The 19,873-nt window shown below is 32.6% G+C and carries 21 protein-coding genes; 6 read left to right on the forward strand and 15 right to left on the reverse strand.

What is annotated here, in order from left to right; all coding sequences use genetic code 11:
• Positions 1-373: 373 nt before the first annotated feature.
• Together ACM55K_RS05605 and yihA are read left to right on the forward strand one after the other, a co-directional pair.
• A complete protein-coding gene (locus ACM55K_RS05605; RefSeq protein WP_416849260.1) occupies positions 374-1,147 on the forward strand; it encodes an alpha/beta fold hydrolase in 774 nt (257 codons plus the stop codon).
• Positions 1,148-1,177: 30 nt separating this feature from the next.
• Entirely contained in the window at positions 1,178-1,798 is a 621-nt protein-coding gene (yihA, locus tag ACM55K_RS05610) for a ribosome biogenesis GTP-binding protein YihA/YsxC (protein WP_039108916.1), read from the forward strand.
• Positions 1,799-1,885: 87 nt separating this feature from the next.
• Here the strand turns inward: yihA and gldC are convergent, their stop codons facing one another.
• On the reverse strand, positions 1,886-2,221 hold the full coding sequence (gene gldC, locus ACM55K_RS05615; RefSeq protein ID WP_416849261.1) for a gliding motility protein GldC: 336 nt from the start codon (positions 2,219-2,221) through the stop codon (positions 1,886-1,888).
• Positions 2,221-3,177, reverse strand: a complete 957-nt coding sequence (gldB, locus tag ACM55K_RS05620) for a gliding motility lipoprotein GldB (protein ID WP_416849262.1) — start codon at positions 3,175-3,177, stop codon at positions 2,221-2,223. The genes gldC and gldB overlap by 1 nt, the downstream gene beginning before the upstream one ends.
• Before the next feature lie 99 nt (positions 3,178-3,276).
• On the opposite strand from gldB, the gene nadE reads away from it, so the two are divergent.
• Together nadE and ACM55K_RS05630 are read left to right on the forward strand one after the other, a co-directional pair.
• On the forward strand, positions 3,277-4,068 hold the full coding sequence (gene nadE / locus ACM55K_RS05625; RefSeq protein WP_416849263.1) for an NAD(+) synthase: 792 nt from the start codon (positions 3,277-3,279) through the stop codon (positions 4,066-4,068).
• Positions 4,069-4,176: 108 nt separating this feature from the next.
• Positions 4,177-4,806, forward strand: a complete 630-nt coding sequence (locus ACM55K_RS05630; protein ID WP_039108911.1) for a response regulator transcription factor — start codon at positions 4,177-4,179, stop codon at positions 4,804-4,806.
• On the opposite strand, the gene dnaG is transcribed toward ACM55K_RS05630, so the two are convergent.
• The 5 genes from dnaG to ACM55K_RS05655 form a co-directional block, all read right to left on the reverse strand.
• Positions 4,803-6,779 (reverse strand): DNA primase, encoded by a 1,977-nt coding sequence (dnaG, locus tag ACM55K_RS05635; RefSeq protein ID WP_416849264.1) that lies wholly within the window; start codon positions 6,777-6,779, stop codon positions 4,803-4,805. The two genes, ACM55K_RS05630 and dnaG, sit on opposite strands and share 4 nt — an antisense overlap.
• Before the next feature lie 131 nt (positions 6,780-6,910).
• Positions 6,911-7,951 (reverse strand): hypothetical protein, encoded by a 1,041-nt coding sequence (locus ACM55K_RS05640; protein WP_416849265.1) that lies wholly within the window; start codon positions 7,949-7,951, stop codon positions 6,911-6,913.
• A gap of 31 nt (positions 7,952-7,982) precedes the next feature.
• Positions 7,983-8,672 carry a hypothetical protein gene (locus ACM55K_RS05645; RefSeq protein ID WP_416849266.1) on the reverse strand — a complete coding sequence of 230 codons (690 nt, stop codon included), beginning with the start codon at positions 8,670-8,672 and terminating at the stop codon, positions 7,983-7,985.
• The gene (locus ACM55K_RS05650) at positions 8,659-9,219 is read right to left on the reverse strand and encodes an RNA polymerase sigma factor (RefSeq protein ID WP_416849267.1); all 561 of its coding nucleotides are present in this window, start codon (positions 9,217-9,219) and stop codon (positions 8,659-8,661) included. The genes ACM55K_RS05645 and ACM55K_RS05650 overlap by 14 nt, the downstream gene beginning before the upstream one ends.
• A 146-nt stretch (positions 9,220-9,365) precedes the next feature.
• Complete coding sequence (locus tag ACM55K_RS05655) at positions 9,366-10,343, reverse strand: polyprenyl synthetase family protein (protein WP_416849268.1); 978 nt, start codon at positions 10,341-10,343, stop codon at positions 9,366-9,368.
• Between the two features lie 321 nt (positions 10,344-10,664).
• Here ACM55K_RS05655 and ACM55K_RS05660 point away from each other — a divergent pair, with 321 nt between their 5' ends.
• Complete coding sequence (locus ACM55K_RS05660) at positions 10,665-11,543, forward strand: hypothetical protein (protein WP_416849269.1); 879 nt, start codon at positions 10,665-10,667, stop codon at positions 11,541-11,543.
• 53 nt (positions 11,544-11,596) lie between these two features.
• Here ACM55K_RS05660 and rlmN read toward each other — a convergent pair whose 3' ends face one another.
• Complete coding sequence (gene rlmN, locus ACM55K_RS05665; protein ID WP_416849270.1) at positions 11,597-12,640, reverse strand: dual-specificity RNA methyltransferase RlmN; 1,044 nt, start codon at positions 12,638-12,640, stop codon at positions 11,597-11,599.
• Between the two features lie 81 nt (positions 12,641-12,721).
• Here rlmN and ACM55K_RS05670 point away from each other — a divergent pair, with 81 nt between their 5' ends.
• Positions 12,722-13,363 carry an O-methyltransferase gene (locus ACM55K_RS05670; protein WP_416849271.1) on the forward strand — a complete coding sequence of 214 codons (642 nt, stop codon included), beginning with the start codon at positions 12,722-12,724 and terminating at the stop codon, positions 13,361-13,363.
• Positions 13,364-13,544: 181 nt separating this feature from the next.
• On the opposite strand, the gene ACM55K_RS05675 is transcribed toward ACM55K_RS05670, so the two are convergent.
• From ACM55K_RS05675 to ACM55K_RS05705, 7 genes are all read right to left on the reverse strand, one after another.
• Complete coding sequence (locus ACM55K_RS05675) at positions 13,545-14,117, reverse strand: phosphatase PAP2 family protein (protein ID WP_416849272.1); 573 nt, start codon at positions 14,115-14,117, stop codon at positions 13,545-13,547.
• Positions 14,117-14,518: a Sec-independent protein translocase subunit TatA/TatB gene (locus tag ACM55K_RS05680; protein ID WP_416849273.1), complete on the reverse strand. Its 402-nt coding sequence runs from the start codon at positions 14,516-14,518 to the stop codon at positions 14,117-14,119. Before ACM55K_RS05680 ends, ACM55K_RS05675 begins: the two co-directional genes overlap by 1 nt.
• A 111-nt stretch (positions 14,519-14,629) precedes the next feature.
• Positions 14,630-16,873 (reverse strand): M1 family metallopeptidase, encoded by a 2,244-nt coding sequence (locus ACM55K_RS05685; protein ID WP_416849274.1) that lies wholly within the window; start codon positions 16,871-16,873, stop codon positions 14,630-14,632.
• Between the two features lie 65 nt (positions 16,874-16,938).
• Positions 16,939-17,442, reverse strand: coding sequence for a DUF6702 family protein (locus ACM55K_RS05690; RefSeq protein WP_416849275.1), 504 nt, complete (start codon positions 17,440-17,442; stop codon positions 16,939-16,941).
• An 80-nt stretch (positions 17,443-17,522) separates the two neighbouring features.
• Positions 17,523-18,275 (reverse strand): peptidase associated/transthyretin-like domain-containing protein, encoded by a 753-nt coding sequence (locus ACM55K_RS05695; RefSeq protein ID WP_416849276.1) that lies wholly within the window; start codon positions 18,273-18,275, stop codon positions 17,523-17,525.
• Complete coding sequence (locus ACM55K_RS05700; RefSeq protein ID WP_416849277.1) at positions 18,265-18,993, reverse strand: carboxypeptidase-like regulatory domain-containing protein; 729 nt, start codon at positions 18,991-18,993, stop codon at positions 18,265-18,267. The genes ACM55K_RS05695 and ACM55K_RS05700 overlap by 11 nt, the downstream gene beginning before the upstream one ends.
• The gene (locus ACM55K_RS05705; RefSeq protein ID WP_416849278.1) at positions 18,980-19,747 is read right to left on the reverse strand and encodes a hypothetical protein; all 768 of its coding nucleotides are present in this window, start codon (positions 19,745-19,747) and stop codon (positions 18,980-18,982) included. The genes ACM55K_RS05700 and ACM55K_RS05705 overlap by 14 nt, the downstream gene beginning before the upstream one ends.
• Positions 19,748-19,873: the final 126 nt, after the last annotated feature.

Consider the following 19,873-nt stretch of genomic DNA (forward strand, 5'->3'; position numbering starts at 1 on the left):
TATTAATGATGTTGAGCAAAAATATAAAAAATATTACCACAATTTACCACTATATACCACTTTGTTGATAAGTTTAACCACTTTTAGACAAAAACCCTTAATTTTTGGACAATCAGAGGGTTAGGTTACATTTTCTTTTATTTGTAAGAAAGGTAATGTTATAAAAAAAGACAAGATTAAAAGAGTACGAAGCATCCTTTAAAATCAATAGGAATAAAAAGAGTATAATCATAAAACTACAGGTAAATACACAAAAAAAGATCCCTATTTTCATATTTGCTGATAGAATTAAATAATTAAAAATTGTTGTAAAAATTCATTTTTATTTATTAAATCCTATATTTGTCAAAATTGAAAATCCAGATTCAAAAACATGGAAAAACACTATAAAAAAGAAGGTAGATACAGCTATTATGAAGCTGGCGAAGGAACACCAATTGTCATCTTACATGGTCTTATGGGAGGACTAAGCAACTTTGATGCTGTTGCAAGCTACTTTTCTAATAAAGGATATAAAATAATCATTCCAGATTTACCTATATACACACAGAATATTTTAAAAACAAACGTAAAAAGTTTTGCAAAATACGTTAAAGATTTTATCACATTCAAAGGATTAGAAAGAGTAATACTTTTAGGAAATTCATTAGGTGGGCACATTGCTTTGTATCACACTAAAATGTATCCTGAAAAAGTATCTGGACTTGTAATAACAGGTAGCTCAGGACTTTACGAAAGCGCAATGGGTGATAGCTATCCAAAAAGAGGAGACTATGAATACATCAAGAAAAAAGCCGAAGATGTATTTTATGATCCAAAAGTGGCTACCAAAGAACTTATTGATGAAGTTTATGAATCCGTAAATGACAGAATAAAATTGATAAAAACATTGACAATTGCAAAAAGTGCTATTCGTCATAATATGGCAAAAGATTTACCAAAAATGCATGTTCAAACGTGTATTATTTGGGGGAAAAATGACAAAGTTACTCCGCCAGATGTTGCCGAAGAGTTTAATAAATTATTACCTAATTCAACTTTATATTGGATAGACAAATGTGGTCATGCTGCCATGATGGAACATCCTAATGAGTTTAATCGTTTGCTAGAGGATTGGCTAACCCATACCCATTTAGCAGTACACTAATCTTAAAGAAGAATTTTATACCTAAAAGAAATGAAAATTAATACCGCCGAATTTATAATTAGCAATTCCGATGTGGCCAAATGTCCCAAAGACTTTTTGCCGGAATATGCTTTTATAGGCCGATCAAATGTTGGGAAATCCTCCTTGATAAACATGCTAACGAACCATAAAAAGCTAGCTAAAACATCAGGAAGACCAGGAAAAACGCAGTTGATTAATCATTTTTTGATCAACAGCAATTGGTTCTTAGTCGATTTACCCGGTTATGGTTATGCTAAAGTTTCTAAAAAAACGAAATCTATTTTTCAGGAATTTATAACTGATTATTTTGAAACTAGAGAACAACTAGTTTGTGCTTTTGTTTTGATTGATATTCGTCATGAAGCCCAAACCATAGATATCGAATTTATGTCTTATATGGGCGAAAGTGAAATTCCTTTTTGTATTGTTTTCACCAAAGCTGACAAAATCAGTAAAGTAAAAATCGACTCTCATATTGCAGCGTACAAAAAGAAAATGTTCGCTAATAACTGGGCTGAAATGCCTCATTATTTTGTTACATCAGCAACTGAATCTACTGGTAAAGAAGAATTATTAAGTTATATTGACGAAGTAAATCAAGAAGTTTTCAAAAACAACAGTCAGTTTTAGAAAATACTCTCCGTCACATTTTAAAAACAAAAAATCCCAAAACCTCAAAAGTAGTTTTGGGATTTTTTGTTTTAAACAATGCCTAATTTATTTCGTCAACTCCAATTTTTCAGCAAAATAATCACAGAAATCTTTCATGGTGTCCGCCATTTTCTCATCATCAGTAGCACGTTTGAACGTTTCAGACATAGCAACCAAAGTTTGATGAAAGAAAATTTTCATTTCATCAACCGGCATATCTTTTGTCCATAAATCGATACGCATCGTTTCTTTTACTCTACTATCCCAAATGGACAACATAATAGCTTTCGCTTCTTCTTGATCTACTCCGCCGTCCTGTGCAGACCACATTAATTTTTCCGGAACACGGTTATCGTCCAATTCTATTAGAAACTTAATTTCTGAGGTATTTTGATTTGACATTACTTTTTGGGTTTGTATTTTGATTTCACAAATATTTCTTTCGCATCGGTTTTCAACAAATCAGCTATAGGTACTTCATTATTTTTCATATAAGACCGTACCATTTGCCAACCTATCCAGGCACCAACTTGTCCCGGTGATTCATTATCAATTTCCAAATAAAATTTAGAAAATGGAGCAGGATTAATAAATCGTGGTATTAGCTTTTGATCATCACTGTAGAGCATTTCTTTTTCAATAAAATAACGCCACATATAACTTTCATTTTCTTCACACCATTTTATTTGTTCAGGAGTATATCCCATTTTTTCTGCGTCACTATAATTTGGCAAAAGTAAGTCTTTTAAATACAATTGCTTCCCAAAATAAATCATTTGGCTAAGCATATTTTTATCAGTAACAGAAGCAATTTTACGGGATGAAAAACTTGAAACTACATCCGGCATGATTTGTCTTTGCTCAAAATTTTGCTTAATATAATTTGGAAATTGATAAAATTTATGATTTTTTCCCAAATATAATTCGAGTGAAATAATGACCAGACTATCCGTATAAATAACCTTGTTCTTATAATCCATTTCAGAGATTACTGTGATAACTTTTGGCACTTTAGTTTGGGGAAAATAATATTTAATATGTTTAAAAAGTGACTCAAGTTCAACTTTTACAGGTTCAAAATTAGCATACTTTTTCTCAACTTCAGTATATAATTCCCTCCAGATTGGATCCTGCATTTTATTTAACCAAACACTATTATCATTCCCTTCAGGAAAAAAGAAAGGGAATTCTTTTTTTACTTTTTGTAAATCTTTCGGGGAAGTTTCAAAAAATATTTTGTCAAAGCGCTCTACTTTTACTTCTAAAGGAATTGCTGAAACGGTATTTTCTATCTTATTTTTTTTCTCACAGGATAAAAAAAAGAGACAAAAGACTACAAAAAATAGATTTTTTTTCATATTTATTAATTAAATTTGTGTCCTAAGAATTTAAGGAAACGAATGCGCAACTAATTTAGTTTGCAAATATACATTCCTGCTTTTTAAACGTAAACTATTATGACTAAAAAAAGTACAATCCAAGTTGAAAAAGTGAATACTCAAATAGTAAATTGGTTAAAAACTTATGCAGAAAATGCAAAAGTTAACGGATTTGTGATAGGAATTTCAGGAGGAGTAGATTCAGCAGTCACCTCAACATTATGCGCCCAAACCGGATTACAAGTTTTATGTGTTGAAATGCCAATACACCAACCGCACAGCCATGTAACTCGTGGACGCGAACACATCGAACAATTAAAAAATAGATTTCCAAATGTAACAAGTGTTGAAGCTGATTTAACTTATGTTTTTGAAAGTTTCAAAAACATAGTTCCTGATACTATTGACACACATAAACTTCATTTATCTCAAGCAAATACTCGTGCACGTTTACGAATGACCACCTTGTATTATTTCGCTGGGATTTATGGATTATTAGTTGCCGGTACAGGAAATAAAGTAGAAGATTTTGGTGTTGGATTTTACACTAAATATGGTGATGGCGGAGTAGATTTGAGTCCTATTGCTGATTTATTAAAATCTGAAGTTTATAGTTTGGGAGCTTATTTAGAAGTTCCGGATTCTATTTTAAAAGCATCTCCATCTGACGGATTATTTGGTGATGAAAGAACTGATGAAGATCAGTTGGGAGCCAGTTATGATGAGCTAGAATGGGCAATGAATGAGGATGAAGCAGGAAAATTAGCAAATAATTTTACTGGCAGAGAAAAGGTGGTTTTTGAAATTTACAAACGATTAAATACTGCCAACAAACACAAAATGAATGCAATACCTGTTTGTTTGATATAAAAACTCTAAAAAAAATCATATTTTATATTGATTTTCAATTAATTACAGAATTTTTTTATTAAATTTACTATCCAAAAGATAAACAACACTTAAATAAAATTAAATACCATGATTAAAGTATGTTTAGCCGACAATTATCCCGTAGTGCATTTTGGAGTAAAATCTTACTTTAAAGACCATGCAGAAATATCAATAGTTGCCAATGTAGGTAATTTTTTGATGGTTCGGGATATACTGCTTACCAAAGAGATTGATGTATTAATATTGGATTTGGAATTAGAGGGGCTTTCAAGTATTTTTGAAGTAAAATCAGTTTTGAAAAACTTTCCAAAAACAAAAATTATTATATTCAGTGGTCTTTCTGAACAAATTTATGCACCTAATGCTATAAAAGCTGGAGTTTCAGGATTTATTCACAAAAAAGAAAAACTTGAAACTTTAGGAATTTCAATTATCAAAGTACATCAAGGAAAGATAATTATTAACGAAACCGTTAAGAAAAACCTAGCATTAATTGCAAAACAAAGTAAGAGCGAACGATTGTATCGAAAGCTTTCTAACCGTGAGGTAGAAGTATTACGCTATTTAAGTGATGGAAAAAAGAATCATGAAATAGCCGAAATTCTAAAACTCAACGAAAAAACAATTAGTACTTACAAATTAAGATTACTAACAAAACTGAATGTTACTAATTTAGTAGATTTAGTAAACAAAGCAAAAACATTAGAAATTGTTTAGTAATACCTAGACATTACTCTTCCTAATTTTTTTGAAAACGAATGGATTAGCATATTATAATCCATAATCATTGATATTGGCTCTGTATTATCTGAATTCACTTCCGATAATACAGAGCTTTTTAATTCTTCGATAATTCTTCCAACTAAATACCATCGCAACGTTAAAATAGTCTCGGAAACATTCTGAACTATTGTATCATTTTTGGACTTTGGAAAAATATTCTGTCCTTCCCAATTGTGTAAAATAACTCTTTCATCTTCCATCAAAATATCAGTTACCTCTTGTGCAAAATCCACTTGCAAACGCATCAAATACTGCTCCAAACTAAAACTTTCATTTTGATGATAGAAGTTTATCAAATCATTGAATATATCGCGAAACAATGGATTGGCTAATTCAACCTCATCTTCCTGTAAACTCAAATAAATTCTCTGGTATACTTTATATTCCTTTTTTTCTAAAACATTCTCGATTTCACCATCCTCATTTGTTTTCAAAAAAGTATCCTCAAACTCTTCTGTTTTATTTCCATACAACAAAAGAATCTCGATAATTTTCCTTTCCAAACGATAGAGAACATCTACTTTTTCGGCTTCAACCGGATTTTCATTTTTCACAACCTCAAAAGCTTTTTGCTCTTGTTTTTGTTTTTTTCCAACTTCAGAAACATCTTTTTGAACTAATTGCGCCAAAGTACTAACCAGAACTTGCTCTGAAATATCCATGATTCTGGAACATTCCTGGATGTAAATTTCTCTCTGAATTCTATCTGGAATTTTAGAAATACTTAATACCATATCCCGAATTAAATCGGCTTTTTTTATAGGATCATTCTTTGCTTCATTCATCAAAAGCGATGCTTTAAACTGAATGAAATCTTTTGCATTATTTTCGAGATATAAAACTAAATCGTCATAAGATGTTTTTTTGGCAAAACTATCTGGATCTTCACCATCAGGAAAAGTACACACTTTCACATTCATTCCTTCCTCCAGAATCAAATCAATTCCTCTAATAGAAGCACGAAGCCCCGCAGCATCTCCATCAAAAAGAACGGTAATATTCTTGGTCAATCTATTGACTAAACGGATTTGGTCTGGTGTCAGAGCTGTTCCAGAAGAAGCAACCACGTTCTCAATTCCGGATTGATTGAACTGAATCACATCCGTATATCCTTCAACTAAATAACAGTTGTTCAGTTTAGCGATAGCTTGTTTGGCCTGAAAAATGCCATAAAGGACTTTACTTTTATGGTAAATGTCACTTTCTGGGGAATTCAGATATTTTGCCGCTTTTTTATCATTGGTTAAAATCCTTCCTCCAAAACCCAAAACTCTTCCTGACATACTTTGGATTGGAAACATCACACGACTTTTGAAACGGTCAAATGGTCTGTCTTCTCTAGCAATTGTTAAACCTGTACTTTCCAGGAATTCTAATTTGTATCCTTTTCCTAATGCTTCTTTTGTGAAAGCATCCCAGGTTTCGGGAGAATAACCTAAACCAAATTTCTTTATGGTTTCATTGGTAAAACCTCTTTCTTTAAAATAAGAATACCCAATAGCTTTGCCTTCTTCAGAGTTTAAAAGCGTATTATGAAAATAGGTTTTCGCAAATTCCGAAACCAAATACATACTTTCCCGAACATCAGTATTGGCTTTCTCCTCATCTGTTTGTTCCGTTTCTTCAATTTCGATATTGTATTTTTTGGCTAAATAGCGAATGGCTTCCGGATACGTAAATTTTTCATGTTCCATCAAAAAAGCCACAGAATTCCCTCCTTTTCCGGAGCTGAAATCTTTCCAAATACCTTTAGCAGGGGAAACCATGAACGATGGAGAGCGCTCTTCAGAAAATGGGCTTAAGCCCTTGAAGTTACTTCCTGCACGCTTCAAGTGTACAAAATCACCAATTACCTCCTCTACACGAGCAGTTTCGAAAACAGTATCTATAGTGGCTTTTGAAATCAAATTGGGTAAAATATTTAATAGTTTAAAAGTGTGTAAAAATACGCAAATCAAACTTTAAAATTCAATATCTAAAACAAAAAAAGCACTTCTTTCAAAGTGCCTCTCAAAGAATAAAACTAACTAACCAAATTTTAATTTAAATCGAAACGCAGTCCTAAAGAAACGTTATTTTGTTTCACTGCATTTTCTTTAAACAAAGGATTCAAATCATATTTCAGGTATAAACTTATTTCTTTATATCCGATATAAGTACTCAAACCATAGATAAAATTACTGGTATTAAAATCTCCTTTGGTTTTTTCCGTAGCTTTTAAATCATTATCATCGTATTTGATAATTTGTTTTGACTTTAAGTTGATTCCTGCATAACCCCCTACTCCAAGACGAAAACTTTGATGTGTTTTGAAAAATGGCTTGTCCTCTTTCATTTTTTTACCTGAAAAATCAAACTCTAAATGAACTGGCGCCACTAAATATACATTTCTAAAACGCGAATCTTTTATATCAACAGGATTCAACACAAGATTAGTCTCGTTACCGTTTATTACAAAAGTACGATTGTCTGTAGGACGCAAATTATTGTACATCACTGACAAGCCATATTTTGCATGAAGCAGATTATTATTTTTAGCGATTCTGGTATTATAAGAAACCCCTAATTCATAGAAATGAGAACCCAGAAATCTATAGTCCGAATCCTGAACTTTCTCTTCTGTAACCAAATTATTTAAACCCACAGCAAAAACGAATTGAGAAGTTGTTCTTTTTTCTCCTTGAATAGTATCCTTGCAATTGTGTTTACTATTTATTCCACGAAAAGAAACGATAAATTTCCTAGTCGAATCTCGCTCCTTAATTTTCCCGTCCACTTTTTCCTGAACTAGATTTTTTAAGTTTTCTTGTTCCTGAGCTACTTTCGATTCAATATTTATTGCTCTGGCCTCTGCTAATACTTTCTTTTTATTCTCCGCTTCTGCAAAAGTAATAGTTCCGTTTTCCAATTGTTCATTAACCGCTTCTACTTCTATTTTCAAAGCAGCCTTTTCTTCTTTTGTTATATTTTCGATTTTTGAAGCAATATCTTTTGCTCGTTTTTCAAATGTTTCCTGTCCGAGCATTTTGCTGGCATAAAGACATAAAAGTAGCGCTAAGTAAATGGTAAAATTTCTCATGATGATTTGATTTTAATGATGATTGATGATTTTATTCTAAGTTGCGATTGGACAAAGCAACTTTTACTGTTTGGTAATTCTTACCAACCCTATTGATTACTTTTTCTCGAAAGGATAACTCTAATTCTCCATCTACTTGCGAGAGTAAATTACTTGCATTTACATGCACAACCGGTTTTTGATTCAATTGTTTTTCCTTTTTCGAAGGATTTTCAACAGCTGCTAACAGTTCGTCAACTACAACATTGTTGGCTTGAGGTTTGATTGATTTTTGTTCTGTTTTTTGATTACTGATTGAAACTTCTGCTACTTGATTTTGATTTAAACTGTTCTTAATGGTTATTGATTTATCATTCTTAGGAGTTTTATTGATTTTTGAAGTTGATTTTTGGACAACATTAGTAACTACCCTTTTTCCTTCTTCTATTTTTGGATTGACAACAACAGTAGGAGTTACATTGGTTTTAGTATTAACCGTATTCTGAATCACAACTTCATTTTTCTGTTTTCCAATTTCGTTTTTATTTTGGCTAAAATAAACTGTTCCTATCAACAAAAAACCCAGAATACTTGCAGCAATATACATCCAAGGAAACTTAGCTTTCGGTTTTTCTGCAACAGTAAGCATTTCATCCAGTTTGTTCCAAGCCATTTCTGATGGTTTGATCTCCCGAGAATTTAACTGCTCTTTGAAGTTTGCTTCTAATTTATTCCGTTCCATTATCGTAATTTTTTAACTTGTTAATCTGCTCTTGCAACATTTTTCTGGCATGTGACAATTGCGATTTAGATGTTCCTTCATTAATCCCTAACATACTGGCAATCTCTTGATGTTTGTACCCTTCAATAGCATACAAATTGAAAACCATTTTATAACCATCCGGCAAACTGTCTATCAAAAACTGGATAGCATCAATTGAAAATTGGCTTTCAATGTTATTGAAGCTTTCTTCAAAATAGTCTTCATCCTCAATATATTTCACCTTTTTTTGGACTCTAATAAAAGAAATACATTCGTTCACCATAATTCTTCTAATCCAACCTTCGAAACTTCCTTTGTGCTGAAAATTTTTTAGATTGATAAAGACCTTCATAAAAGCAGTAATCATGATATCTTCGGCTTGATGAATGTCTTTTATGTATTGACGGCAAACACTTAACATTTTTGGAGAAAACTGGGTATAAATCTTCTGTTGCGCCTGCCGATTACTTTCGACAGCTAACTGGATTAATTCATTTTCCTCCTGATGTAAGTTGATTACTTTCAAAATCTTTATAAAGTGTTTCTATTAGCATAGACGATTAACAATGCAAAAGGGTTGCATGTTATTTTATATTTTTTTCGATTCACTGTTCGAAAATAAAAAAAGGGAACAAAATCAATGGTTTACGAAGGAAATTATTTTGAAAAAAATTATTTTTTTCTTTCAATAACATAGTTTACCATCAAAATCAACGCATCTTTAAACTCAGAATCTGGATAATTATCTAAAAGTAAAAGTGCTTCTTGCTGGAATTCTACCATTTTTTGTTCCGCATAAAACAATCCATTATTGTTTTTCACAAAAGCAATAACTTCTTTGACGCGTTTTTTATCTTTATTATGGTTTTTAATGGAATTAATCAGCCAACTTTTTTCTTTTGAAGTACAAGTATTCAAAACATGAATAAGAGGCAAAGTCATTTTTTGTTCTTTGATGTCAATCCCCGTTGGTTTTCCAATGGCTTCATCCGTATAATCAAACAAATCATCTTTTATTTGGAAAGCCATTCCAATGAGTTCACCAAATTTTCGCATGTTCTCGACTTGAACTTCATCCTCAATAACGGATCTTGCGCCAAGAGCGCAACAAGCAGCAATAAGTGTCGCTGTCTTTTTTCGAATGATTTCGTAATAAACATCTTCTGTGATGTCAAGTCTTCGGGCTTTTTCTATTTGGAGTAACTCGCCCTCACTCATTTCGCGAACAGCGACAGAAATAATTCGAAGTAAATCAAAATCGCCATTATCAATAGAAAGCAATAATCCTTTGGACAACAAATAATCTCCAACCAGAACTGCAATTTTATTTTTCCAAAGTGCGTTGATGGAGAAAAAACCTCTTCGACGATTGCTATCATCCACTACATCGTCGTGAACTAATGTAGCGGTATGAATTAGCTCAATAACACAAGCTCCTCGATAGGTTCGTTCATTTACAATTCCTGCCGAAACCATTTTGGCAGTCAGAAAAACAAACATGGGACGCATTTGCTTTCCCTTTCTGTTTACAATATAATAGGTGATTCTATTTAACAAAGCCACTTTTGAGGTCATCGATTCGTAGAACTTTTTTTCAAAAAGTTCCATTTCATCGAAAATGGGCTGTTTTATTTTTGAGGTGACATTCATTTAGATTTCAAATATACTATTTTAAATAAAAACCTCTGTCTATTTCCTGTAGTTATATGTGTTTTTTACTCAATTTCTATTTAAAATCAATTTGAATTCTCATTCCGTTTCGTAAGAAAACTTAATCATGATGCCAATTAAAATTTATACATTAACTACATATTATACATTTGCAAAACTATAAATAGCGCTTTCATATAACTAAACTTATGAAAGGACAATTATCTAAATGATTTTTTTGTATTTTTATAACTTAATTATGCCCCAATTAAACCTTTTATGCTTTTATAAATCAAAGCTTTAACCAAAAACCTATCTATTATGAAAAAGAAAATTTTATTTTTCGGAATGATTTTGAGTACTCTTGTATTCACAAGCTGTTCACAAGACTCTAATTCCGCTACAGAAGCAACCGTTACCAGCAACGATGTCGCCGCAACCCAGAAGATGGATAATGCAATAGATGACGTTTCACTTATTGCTGATAATCAATATGAAGTAAGTGAAGGTTCAACAACTGGAAAGAGTGTGGGGAATTATTATTCAATTCTCCCAAGCTGCGCTACAATTAGCGATTTAGGGTCAACCGTTTCTGTTAGAGTTATAACTATTACTTTTGGAACTACAGGTTCTCCATGTGTTTTTAGAGGCCATTCCCTAAAGGGGCAAATTATTTTAACCCGAACTATTGGAACCACTTTTCCTAAAATCATGACTGTTACTTATAATAATTTTTATGTAAATGAAAACAAATTAGAAGGAACATCGACTTGGAAAAGAGAAATGCTGGGTAGTGGAACTACCTTACATCCAAAGACTACATTTACTATGACCGGTATGAAATTAACTACATCAACTGGAATTTACACGCGTAATGGAGATCGTATAAGAGAAATGACTGCTGGATTTTTAACCCGTTTAAGTCCAACCGATGATGTATATTCAACTTATGGGACATTTACAACAACTCACCCAAATGGAACTATTTTCACTTCTTTAATTGAGGCAGCGACTCCATTAGTTCATAAAACAGCCTGTAGTTTAATACCAGTTCCTATGCCATTTCCTGTTTCTGGAATAGTAAAACTTTCAAAAAACTCGCATTACGCAACAATTGATTACGGAGCAGGTGATTGTGATAATTTAGCCATGCTATCTATTGATGGTGGTACAGCAACTCAAATTACTTTAGGTAATTAAAAGCCTTTTTCAATTATATAAAACAAAAGGAGTTCAAAATTGAACTCCTTTTTTTATGCTTCTTTATTTGCCAGTTGACCACAGGCAGCATCTATATCTTTACCACGGCTACGGCGTACTTTCACAACAATACCGCTAGCTTCAAGTGCTTTTATGTACGCATTAATTGATTCTTCTGAGGCTTGCTGGAATTCTCCATCATCGATTGGGTTGTATTCAATCAAATTAACTTTACAAGGAACATATTTACAGAATTTCACTAAGGCATCAATCGAAGCTTTATTATCATTTATGTCTTTCCAAACCACATATTCGTAGGATATTTTACTTTTGGTTTTTCTGTACCAATATTCTAATGCTTCCCGTAAATCTGCCAACGGGAAATTTTCACTGAAAGGCATGATTCTAGAACGAATTTCATCAATTGCAGAATGTAAGGAAACAGCCAACTTGAATTTTACTTCATCATCCGCTAGTTTTTTAATCATTTTAGGCACACCAGATGTTGAAACCATAATACGTTTAGGAGACATTCCCAAACCTTCCGGAGAAGTAATCATTTCAATGGCTTTCAAAACGTTATTATAATTCATGAGGGGTTCTCCCATTCCCATAAAAACAATATTGGACAACGGATGATTGTAGTACAACCGACTTTCTTTATCGATAGCAATTACTTGATCATAAATTTCGGCTGGTTCCAGATTACGCATTCTTTTTAATCGCGCTGTAGCGCAAAAATTACAATCCAAACTACAACCCACTTGGCTGGAAACACAAGCTGTTGTTCGCGTATTTGTAGGTATCAAAACGGATTCTACCACCAGACCGTCATGTAACCGAACCGCATTTTTCACGGTTCCGTCTTCGCTGCGCTGCATCGTATCAACTTTGATATGATTGATAACAAAGTTAGCTTCAAGCATAGTCCGAGTTCCCTTAGAAACATTGGTCATATCCTCAAAACTGTGTGCTCCTTTGCTCCACAACCATTCATAGACTTGATTCCCACGAAACGCTTTATCGTTATTAGCCACAAAAAAATCACGTAATTGTTCTTTTGATAAGGCTCGTATGTCTTTTTTCTCCATTTGCATGGTGCAAATTTAATGACAATTTGTTGATTTGTTGATTTGATAATTTGATAACTTTGCTTCCAATTGAAAAAAAATCCAAAAATGCATTTCATTTCCCAAGAATTAGAAGATTATATCGAGCAACATTCTGAAAAAGAGCCAGCTTTATTAGCTGCTTTAAACAAAGAAACGTACCAAAAAATCTTATTGCCAAGAATGTTGAGTGGCCATTTTCAAGGGCGTGTTTTGAGTATACTATCGAAAATGATTCGGCCAGTGAATATTCTTGAAATTGGTACTTATACCGGTTATTCTGCCTTGTGCTTATGTGAAGGAATGCAAGAAAACGGTGCGCTACATACAATTGACATCAAGGAAGAATTAGTTGATTTTCAGCGCAAACATTTTGATAAATCGCCTTGGAGAAAGCAAATTTTTCAGTACTTGGGAGAAGCAACTGACATCATTCCAACGCTTGATATGAAATTTGATTTGGTTTTCATTGATGCCGATAAAGAAAATTACCTCAACTATTTTGAATTGATTGTTCCAAAAATGAATAAAGGCGGCATTATCTTATCGGATAATGTGTTGTGGAGCGGTAAAGTTCTTGAACCACTGAACCCTAAAGATTTGAGTACAAAAGTATTACTGGAATACAATAAATTGCTAGCAAATGATCCCCGAGTAGAAACGGTTCTATTACCTATTCGAGATGGATTGACAGTGAGCCGGGTTCTATAACTTAGCGCAGAATTCTCAATTCAAATTGTGTCAATTAAAAAAGGTAGTCTTTTAGAAAACTAATGCCCTAGCCCTGATTACAACGAAAATCCTTTCTAGTCCTGAACTTGTTTCAGAATCCTGAAACAAGTTCAGGATTAGAAAGATTGAAGTGAAAAGCAGGAAACAGCTCCAAAAGCTACTAATTATCTGTTCGAAGAAAATATTTTAATTGTGCTGCTTTGTATATTTTAAACATGGAGAAGCCAAAAACAAATCCAACCAAATAGCCTGTAAGAATGTCCGATGGGTAATGCAATCCTAGATAGATGCGGCTGTAGGCAAATATTAACGGCCATAAAAACAGAAAGCCGAAGTATTTGATTTTGTGTTTAAAATTGAAAAATAAAAAAGTAGCTACTGCCATAGAATTTGCCGCATGTCCAGAGAAAAAGCTAAAGGAATTACGAAATTGCACAACGCGTATAAATGAACTTATTTCTGGATTATTACACGGTCGCAATCTTTGAAATTCATTTTTGAACAAATTGGCTGTCTGATCCGTAATTGTCACCAAAACAGCTATAAACAAAAGCATGTACAGCGTTTGCTTTGCACCCATTTTTTTATAAAGCAAGTATGCTAAGAGTAAAAATAATGGAATCCAATTGCTTTGTTTGGTAATAAATAACCATAATCCATCATAGGTTTCAGAACCCAGACCGTTAAGAAAAACAAATAACTCGGTATCAAGAGAAAGAATTTTTTCCAACATTACATTTGGCGTTTTATCGGTCCTGTAATGTCGTCAATTCCTTCTTTTGTTTTTTCTATTTGTGTTGTTGTTTCGCTCAAAAGATTGTCTTTGACTTTATTGATTTCTGACGTTATATTACTGGTCATATCGGTCAACGAGCTTGTATCTCCTAATAGATTATCTTTGGCTTTATTGATCTCTGATGTAATACTGCCCCTTATATCGCTCAATGATTTTGTATCAAAACCATTAGCATCTGCCCCTTTTTGAATTTCACTTTTTATATCGTTGGTTGCATTTTTTATTTGCGCCATCGCTTTTCCCATAGTACGCGCTATTTCAGGCACTTTATCTGAGCCAAAAAGCATGAGTACAATAAACATTATAAAAATTAATTCGCCTCCTCCTATACCAAACATAATTTTAGATTTTTCTTGGATACAAATATATCAAATTTTGAATCGCAGTATTTTAATTTTTTCATAAAAAAAGACTCCATTTTGGAGTCTTTTTGATTCTATTTTAATTGATTAATCAAATTTTGATTTCACTTCTACTTTTGGCCAACTATTATTGGTTACATCTACATCAGCGGTTTCAAGTTTTGGATCAATCTGAATTTTTTTAATTGCTTTTTCAGTGGCATACACTTTTTTGGCTATATCATTATTTTTCCTCCAGATTTGAGCTGGATATTTGTAATTTTCAACCGTGCCGTCCTCAAAAGTAATTTCAACTAGAATAGGCATCAACATTCCTCCCGGTTTATTAAATTCAACTTCGTAGAAATATTTAGGTGTTTTTAAAGTGGCACGTTCTTCTGCTGTAAGTTTTTGATCTACATATTCTGAAAGCAATTTTACTTCCTCCATTTTCAAAGCTTTCTTATCTGATACTTTTAATTCTCCGTTTTTATCTGATATTAAATATACAAACGGACCTTTATCTAAACCAAAACGTCCTTTTCTCACTTTGGTGTCTTTCAAATCTGCTGTCGCAGTTTCAGAAACATAATATTGTTTTACTTCACTGATACCAATATCAACAAAATCTGTCGAATAAAACCAACCTCTGAAGAACCAATCTAAATCTACTGCCGAAGCATCTTCCATTGTTCTAAAAAAGTCTTCTGGCGTAGGATGTTTGAATTTCCATCTATTTGCATATACTTTGAAAGCATGATCGAATAATTCTCTTCCCATAATGGTTTCTCTCAAAATGTTAAGTCCAGCTGCCGGTTTCCCATAAGCATTATTACCAAATTGAATTATATTCTCTGAGTTAGACATAATAGGCTCCAAGAATTTTTGGTCTCCACTCATATAAGGAACAATTTTACTGGGAATTCCACGATTAGAAGGGAAATTAGTTCCTAATTCCTGTTCTGCCATATATTGCATAAACGAGTTCAATCCTTCATCCATCCAAGTCCATTGACGCTCATCAGAATTGACAATCATAGGGAAAAAATTATGACCAACTTCGTGAATTACTACTCCTATCATTCCATTTTTAGTACGCTCGCTAGTCACTCCATTTTCGTCTGGACGACCATAATTCCAACAAATCATAGGATATTCCATTCCTTGATCTTCTGCTGAAACAGATACCGCTTTTGGATAAGGATAGTCAAAAGTATGAGAAGAATAACTTTTTAAAGTATGCGCAACCGTTCTTGTAGAAGTTTCTCCCCAAAGCGGATTCGCTTCTTTAGGATATACCGATTCTGCCATTACTACTTTAGTACTCAATTGTACAGCCATAGCATCATAAATAAACTTTCTTGAAGTGGCTATACCAAAATCTCTCACATTTTTAGCGCTAAATTTCCATGTTTTTTTCTTATCAGAAAAGCCTTTTTCAGCAATTTCAGCCTCAGCTTGAGTTACAATAACTACTGGTTTATCAAATGATTTTTGAGCCAATTCATATCTTTTAACTTGTGCAGGCGTAAACACTTCACTTCTATTCATCAATTCTCCAGTTGCATCCATAACATGGTCCGCAGGAACAGTAACATTTACATCAAAATTTCCAAAGGGCAAAGCAAATTCTCCACCTCCCCAAAATTGCATATTCTGCCAACCTTCTACATCATTGTAAACTGCCATTCTTGGATAAAATTGAGCAATAACATACAATTTATTACCTTCTTTTTCAAATGGTTCATAACCAGAACGGCCACCATCTTGAATGTAGTTATTGATATTGTACCACCATTTAGTTGAAAATATAAATTTTTCACCTGGCTTAAGAGGAGTAACCAGATTAATGCGCATCATGGTTTGATTTATAGTATAAGACAAAGGATTTCCTTTCGCATCTTTTACATATTCAATCTTGAATCCACGATCCAATCCTTGCTTCAAATATTCATTTGTAAATTTTTCAGCAGCTAATACTTGTTCAATTTTTTCACTTTCAGCTAAAGGAGATTGCGAGTTTTTTGCTGCTTGATTTTGATCTAGCTGTACCCATAAATATTCCAAACTGTCTGGGGAATTGTTATAATAAGTTACTGTTTCCGATCCACTCAACTTCGCATTTTTATCATCTAGCTCTACGTCTATTTTATAATCCGCCTGCTGTTGATAATAAGCTGGCCCTGGAGCTCCAGACGCTGTACGAAACATATTGGGCGTTGCCAATAAATCGTACATCTGGCTAAACTTGTTGGTATCGTACTTTCCTGATTGTTTTGGGGTTACCGTAGTGGTTTTTTCTTGAGCAAATAGAATTACTGGAAAAATAAATAATAAAGTGATTTTTTTCATCTGTGGAATGCAAATTATTTTAGAGCGTGAAATTAATAATTTTTTAACAAATTCCCCTCATTCTATTAATATTTTAACATTTCACTTTTTTTAGAATCGGTAAAAAGGATACTTTCTTTATCTCCTAACACGGTTACATGAGTGATATTTTGCTGTTCAGTATTCCAATCTATCAAAACCGAATTAAAAATTTCAATCGAATAAATCTTGTTGATTTCCTTTACATTACAATAACAAACAAGAATATCGCCATCCAGCTCTTTGCTCAAAAAATTAACAGTCTTTGTTTGCCCATTAACTTTTAGAGAAAATTTCTCCAAAAAATACTTCTTTAGCAAAAGCATTTCTTCAGGTGATTCTTTTTCAGATCCTAAATACAGTTTTTTATTGTATTTTTTTTCTAGCGCTTTATTCAAATCATCAACAAAAATCCGAGATGTAATTTGGAGCATTTTCTTTTCTGAAGCATAATTTACCTGATATACTGCCATATAAAATTTATGAACATTAAAAGCAGTTAAACTCAGGAATAAAATTCCAATGAAAGTATATAAGATTGTTTTTTTCATACGAAGATTCTATTTGTTTTTTTATCGGAATATAGTATCGCCTTTCTTAATCTTATTCATATTTTGGAATCATGGCGATTTCATTTTTCAAAAGTAGTAATTCTTTTAAATTCTTTGTTTTTAGTAACCAGAAAATCCATCAGTTGAAACTCATTGTCTGACTTCATAAACGACTTTGATTTAGAATCATTTTCACAAAAAATAAGAAAAAGACCTATTTCATCATCATTTAACTTCAATGTGTTGGTGAAAAAGAAATAACCAACTTTATTCATTGTTAGCTGCGTAAAACTTTTGTCGGTTGTGAAATCAGTTCTTTCAGGATTGTTCTTTCTTAAAACTTTTAATACATCTTTGTAAATTCTAACAAAATTCATGCCGTATTCAATACTTCCGTCAGATGGCATTGTTCTGTTTTTTGGAGAAGACTTCTCATCGTCAAAATATTGCTTATCGACATACTTTTGTGTATTCTCTGAAATTGGGTTTAGGTTTTTCTTTCCGGAAACCAACAGTTCCGGTAACAGGTTGACAAATGCATCCAATTTCACTCTTAATAATGGAGTGGACATTTCTTTTTCAGTAATAACTATTTTCTTAGATTTAAAGGCTAAGCCAGAAAAAACCAATGTGTCTTTGGCTTTTGCCAAAATACTAAAAAACCCTTTTTGGTTTATAACAGTTCCTGTCTTAGAATTCACATTAAAAACAATCCCATTTTCTAACTTGATTGAGTCATTTAACACTTGACCATACAAAGTTTTTCTTGTCAATTGACTAAAACAAAATTGACAACACAAACACAAAACCAGTATTACGATTTTATTTTTCATTTGTAATGATTTTATTATAGTTTTCAGACAATCCAACAATTAAAAACATAATCAATGTTTTATTTCTAGATTTCAATGCCGCAGTAAAACTAGTATCATCAACACAATAATATTGAAAATCTTTGATATAATCAGCAGCAATTTTCAAGGCTTCAGTATAATATTTATCTTCAAAAAGCGGTGCAAGTCTATTCAATGACTGTTCTTTATTCTCTACTGCTATTTCTTTTTTCAACATTGCTTTACGACCCGAAATCGTATTTAGCAATCCATCGATTCCACCACCGGAAGTTGCAGTATATAATTTCCGCTCTGCTGGTGTATATTTTTTTTGACCATAAGGGATAATTCCTAAATTCTCAGCCGTTATTTGTGGATTTTCATTGACAACAACTTCCTTAAGTTCAATACTTTTTGGAGTCATTTGAATCTTAAGAATATCCTGCATTAAATCCTGTTTAGCTATTCTCTTATGTAAAGTTACAAGATTTACAGCAGAAAAAACCAAAATATCGCCTTCTTTTACAAATAGCAAAAAAGAGCCATTCTTATCTGTTGCAGTAGCTTTTTCAGTAGATAAATTAACAATGTTTATTCCTTCAACAGCAGTTGTATCAGCAGTGATTTTTCCTCGAATTTCTTTTTGAATACTAGTTTGACCAAAGGTGATCGTAACTATAAAAAATAAAATCAGCAGTAGTATCTTATTTATTTTCACTGGCTATTATTTCGTTATATTTTGTGGCTAATTCGCCTAATAAAAATTCAATCGTCGTTACATTCTTTGAATCCAAAATTTTGGTGAATTTAGTGTTTTCAACAGCAAAATATTCGAATCCTTTTACATATTCAGAAGGGATTTTTAATTTATTTACAAAATGATCCACATCAAATAGTCGCTCCAATTGTTTTAAATAAGACTCTTTTTTCTCCACTTCCAATTGTTTTTTCAGCATACCTGTTCTTCCGGAAATAAAATTGAGTAACGGATCTGCCGAAACTGAACCACCAGCCATTCCAGATAAACTTGCTGATGCGTTAAGATCTGTTGCCGTATATAATTTACGTTCCGCCTCTGTATAGGATTTTTGACCTTTTGGGATTATACCAAGCGAAACTGCATTGATATTATCATATCCTCTTCTAACTATAACTTCTCTTAATTGATTCATTATTGGTTCCATTTTCACAAAGAGAAAATCATTTTCAAAATGTTTTTGGGTCAAGACAATTCGGATTCCTCTAAACTGAACTGCCGAAAACAGAAGTGTGTCTCCTACAACAGCAGGTATCGAAAAATAGCCCGATTTTTCAGTAATTGCAGCTTTTTCAGTTTTTAAATTTATAACATAAATACCTTCCAGATCTGATATATCTGCAATTATTTTTCCGTTTAGTTTAACCGGAACAGGTTCTTGCGCAAAGGCTTTAGAAGCAACTAAAATAAAAAACAGGCAAACAACTCTACTCATCAGATGATAATCAAATTTCGATTATTGATATATTGTAAAAGTATCTTACTCTCTTCAAAATTAATTACTAATGACTTGGTAAAAATATGTTAATTAAAAAACGTAAAACACAACATTAAAATAGAC

The organism is Flavobacterium arabinosi (assembly GCF_048158725.1).
GTDB lineage: Bacteria > Bacteroidota > Bacteroidia > Flavobacteriales > Flavobacteriaceae > Flavobacterium > Flavobacterium arabinosi.

Coding starts and splice junctions, on each gene's coding strand:
- ACM55K_RS05605 (WP_416849260.1), top strand. CDS start 374: ATGGAAAAACACTATAAAAAAGAAGGTAGATACAGCTATTATGAAGCT.
- yihA (WP_039108916.1), top strand. CDS start 1,178: ATGAAAATTAATACCGCCGAATTTATAATTAGCAATTCCGATGTGGCC.
- gldC (WP_416849261.1), bottom strand. CDS start 2,221: ATGTCAAATCAAAATACCTCAGAAATTAAGTTTCTAATAGAATTGGAC.
- gldB (WP_416849262.1), bottom strand. CDS start 3,177: ATGAAAAAAAATCTATTTTTTGTAGTCTTTTGTCTCTTTTTTTTATCC.
- nadE (WP_416849263.1), top strand. CDS start 3,277: ATGACTAAAAAAAGTACAATCCAAGTTGAAAAAGTGAATACTCAAATA.
- ACM55K_RS05630 (WP_039108911.1), top strand. CDS start 4,177: ATGATTAAAGTATGTTTAGCCGACAATTATCCCGTAGTGCATTTTGGA.
- ACM55K_RS05640 (WP_416849265.1), bottom strand. CDS start 7,951: ATGAGAAATTTTACCATTTACTTAGCGCTACTTTTATGTCTTTATGCC.
- ACM55K_RS05645 (WP_416849266.1), bottom strand. CDS start 8,672: ATGGAACGGAATAAATTAGAAGCAAACTTCAAAGAGCAGTTAAATTCT.
- ACM55K_RS05655 (WP_416849268.1), bottom strand. CDS start 10,343: ATGAATGTCACCTCAAAAATAAAACAGCCCATTTTCGATGAAATGGAA.
- ACM55K_RS05660 (WP_416849269.1), top strand. CDS start 10,665: ATGAAAAAGAAAATTTTATTTTTCGGAATGATTTTGAGTACTCTTGTA.
- rlmN (WP_416849270.1), bottom strand. CDS start 12,640: ATGCAAATGGAGAAAAAAGACATACGAGCCTTATCAAAAGAACAATTA.
- ACM55K_RS05670 (WP_416849271.1), top strand. CDS start 12,722: ATGCATTTCATTTCCCAAGAATTAGAAGATTATATCGAGCAACATTCT.
- ACM55K_RS05675 (WP_416849272.1), bottom strand. CDS start 14,117: ATGTTGGAAAAAATTCTTTCTCTTGATACCGAGTTATTTGTTTTTCTT.
- ACM55K_RS05680 (WP_416849273.1), bottom strand. CDS start 14,518: ATGTTTGGTATAGGAGGAGGCGAATTAATTTTTATAATGTTTATTGTA.
- ACM55K_RS05685 (WP_416849274.1), bottom strand. CDS start 16,873: ATGAAAAAAATCACTTTATTATTTATTTTTCCAGTAATTCTATTTGCT.
- ACM55K_RS05690 (WP_416849275.1), bottom strand. CDS start 17,442: ATGAAAAAAACAATCTTATATACTTTCATTGGAATTTTATTCCTGAGT.
- ACM55K_RS05695 (WP_416849276.1), bottom strand. CDS start 18,275: ATGAAAAATAAAATCGTAATACTGGTTTTGTGTTTGTGTTGTCAATTT.
- ACM55K_RS05705 (WP_416849278.1), bottom strand. CDS start 19,747: ATGAGTAGAGTTGTTTGCCTGTTTTTTATTTTAGTTGCTTCTAAAGCC.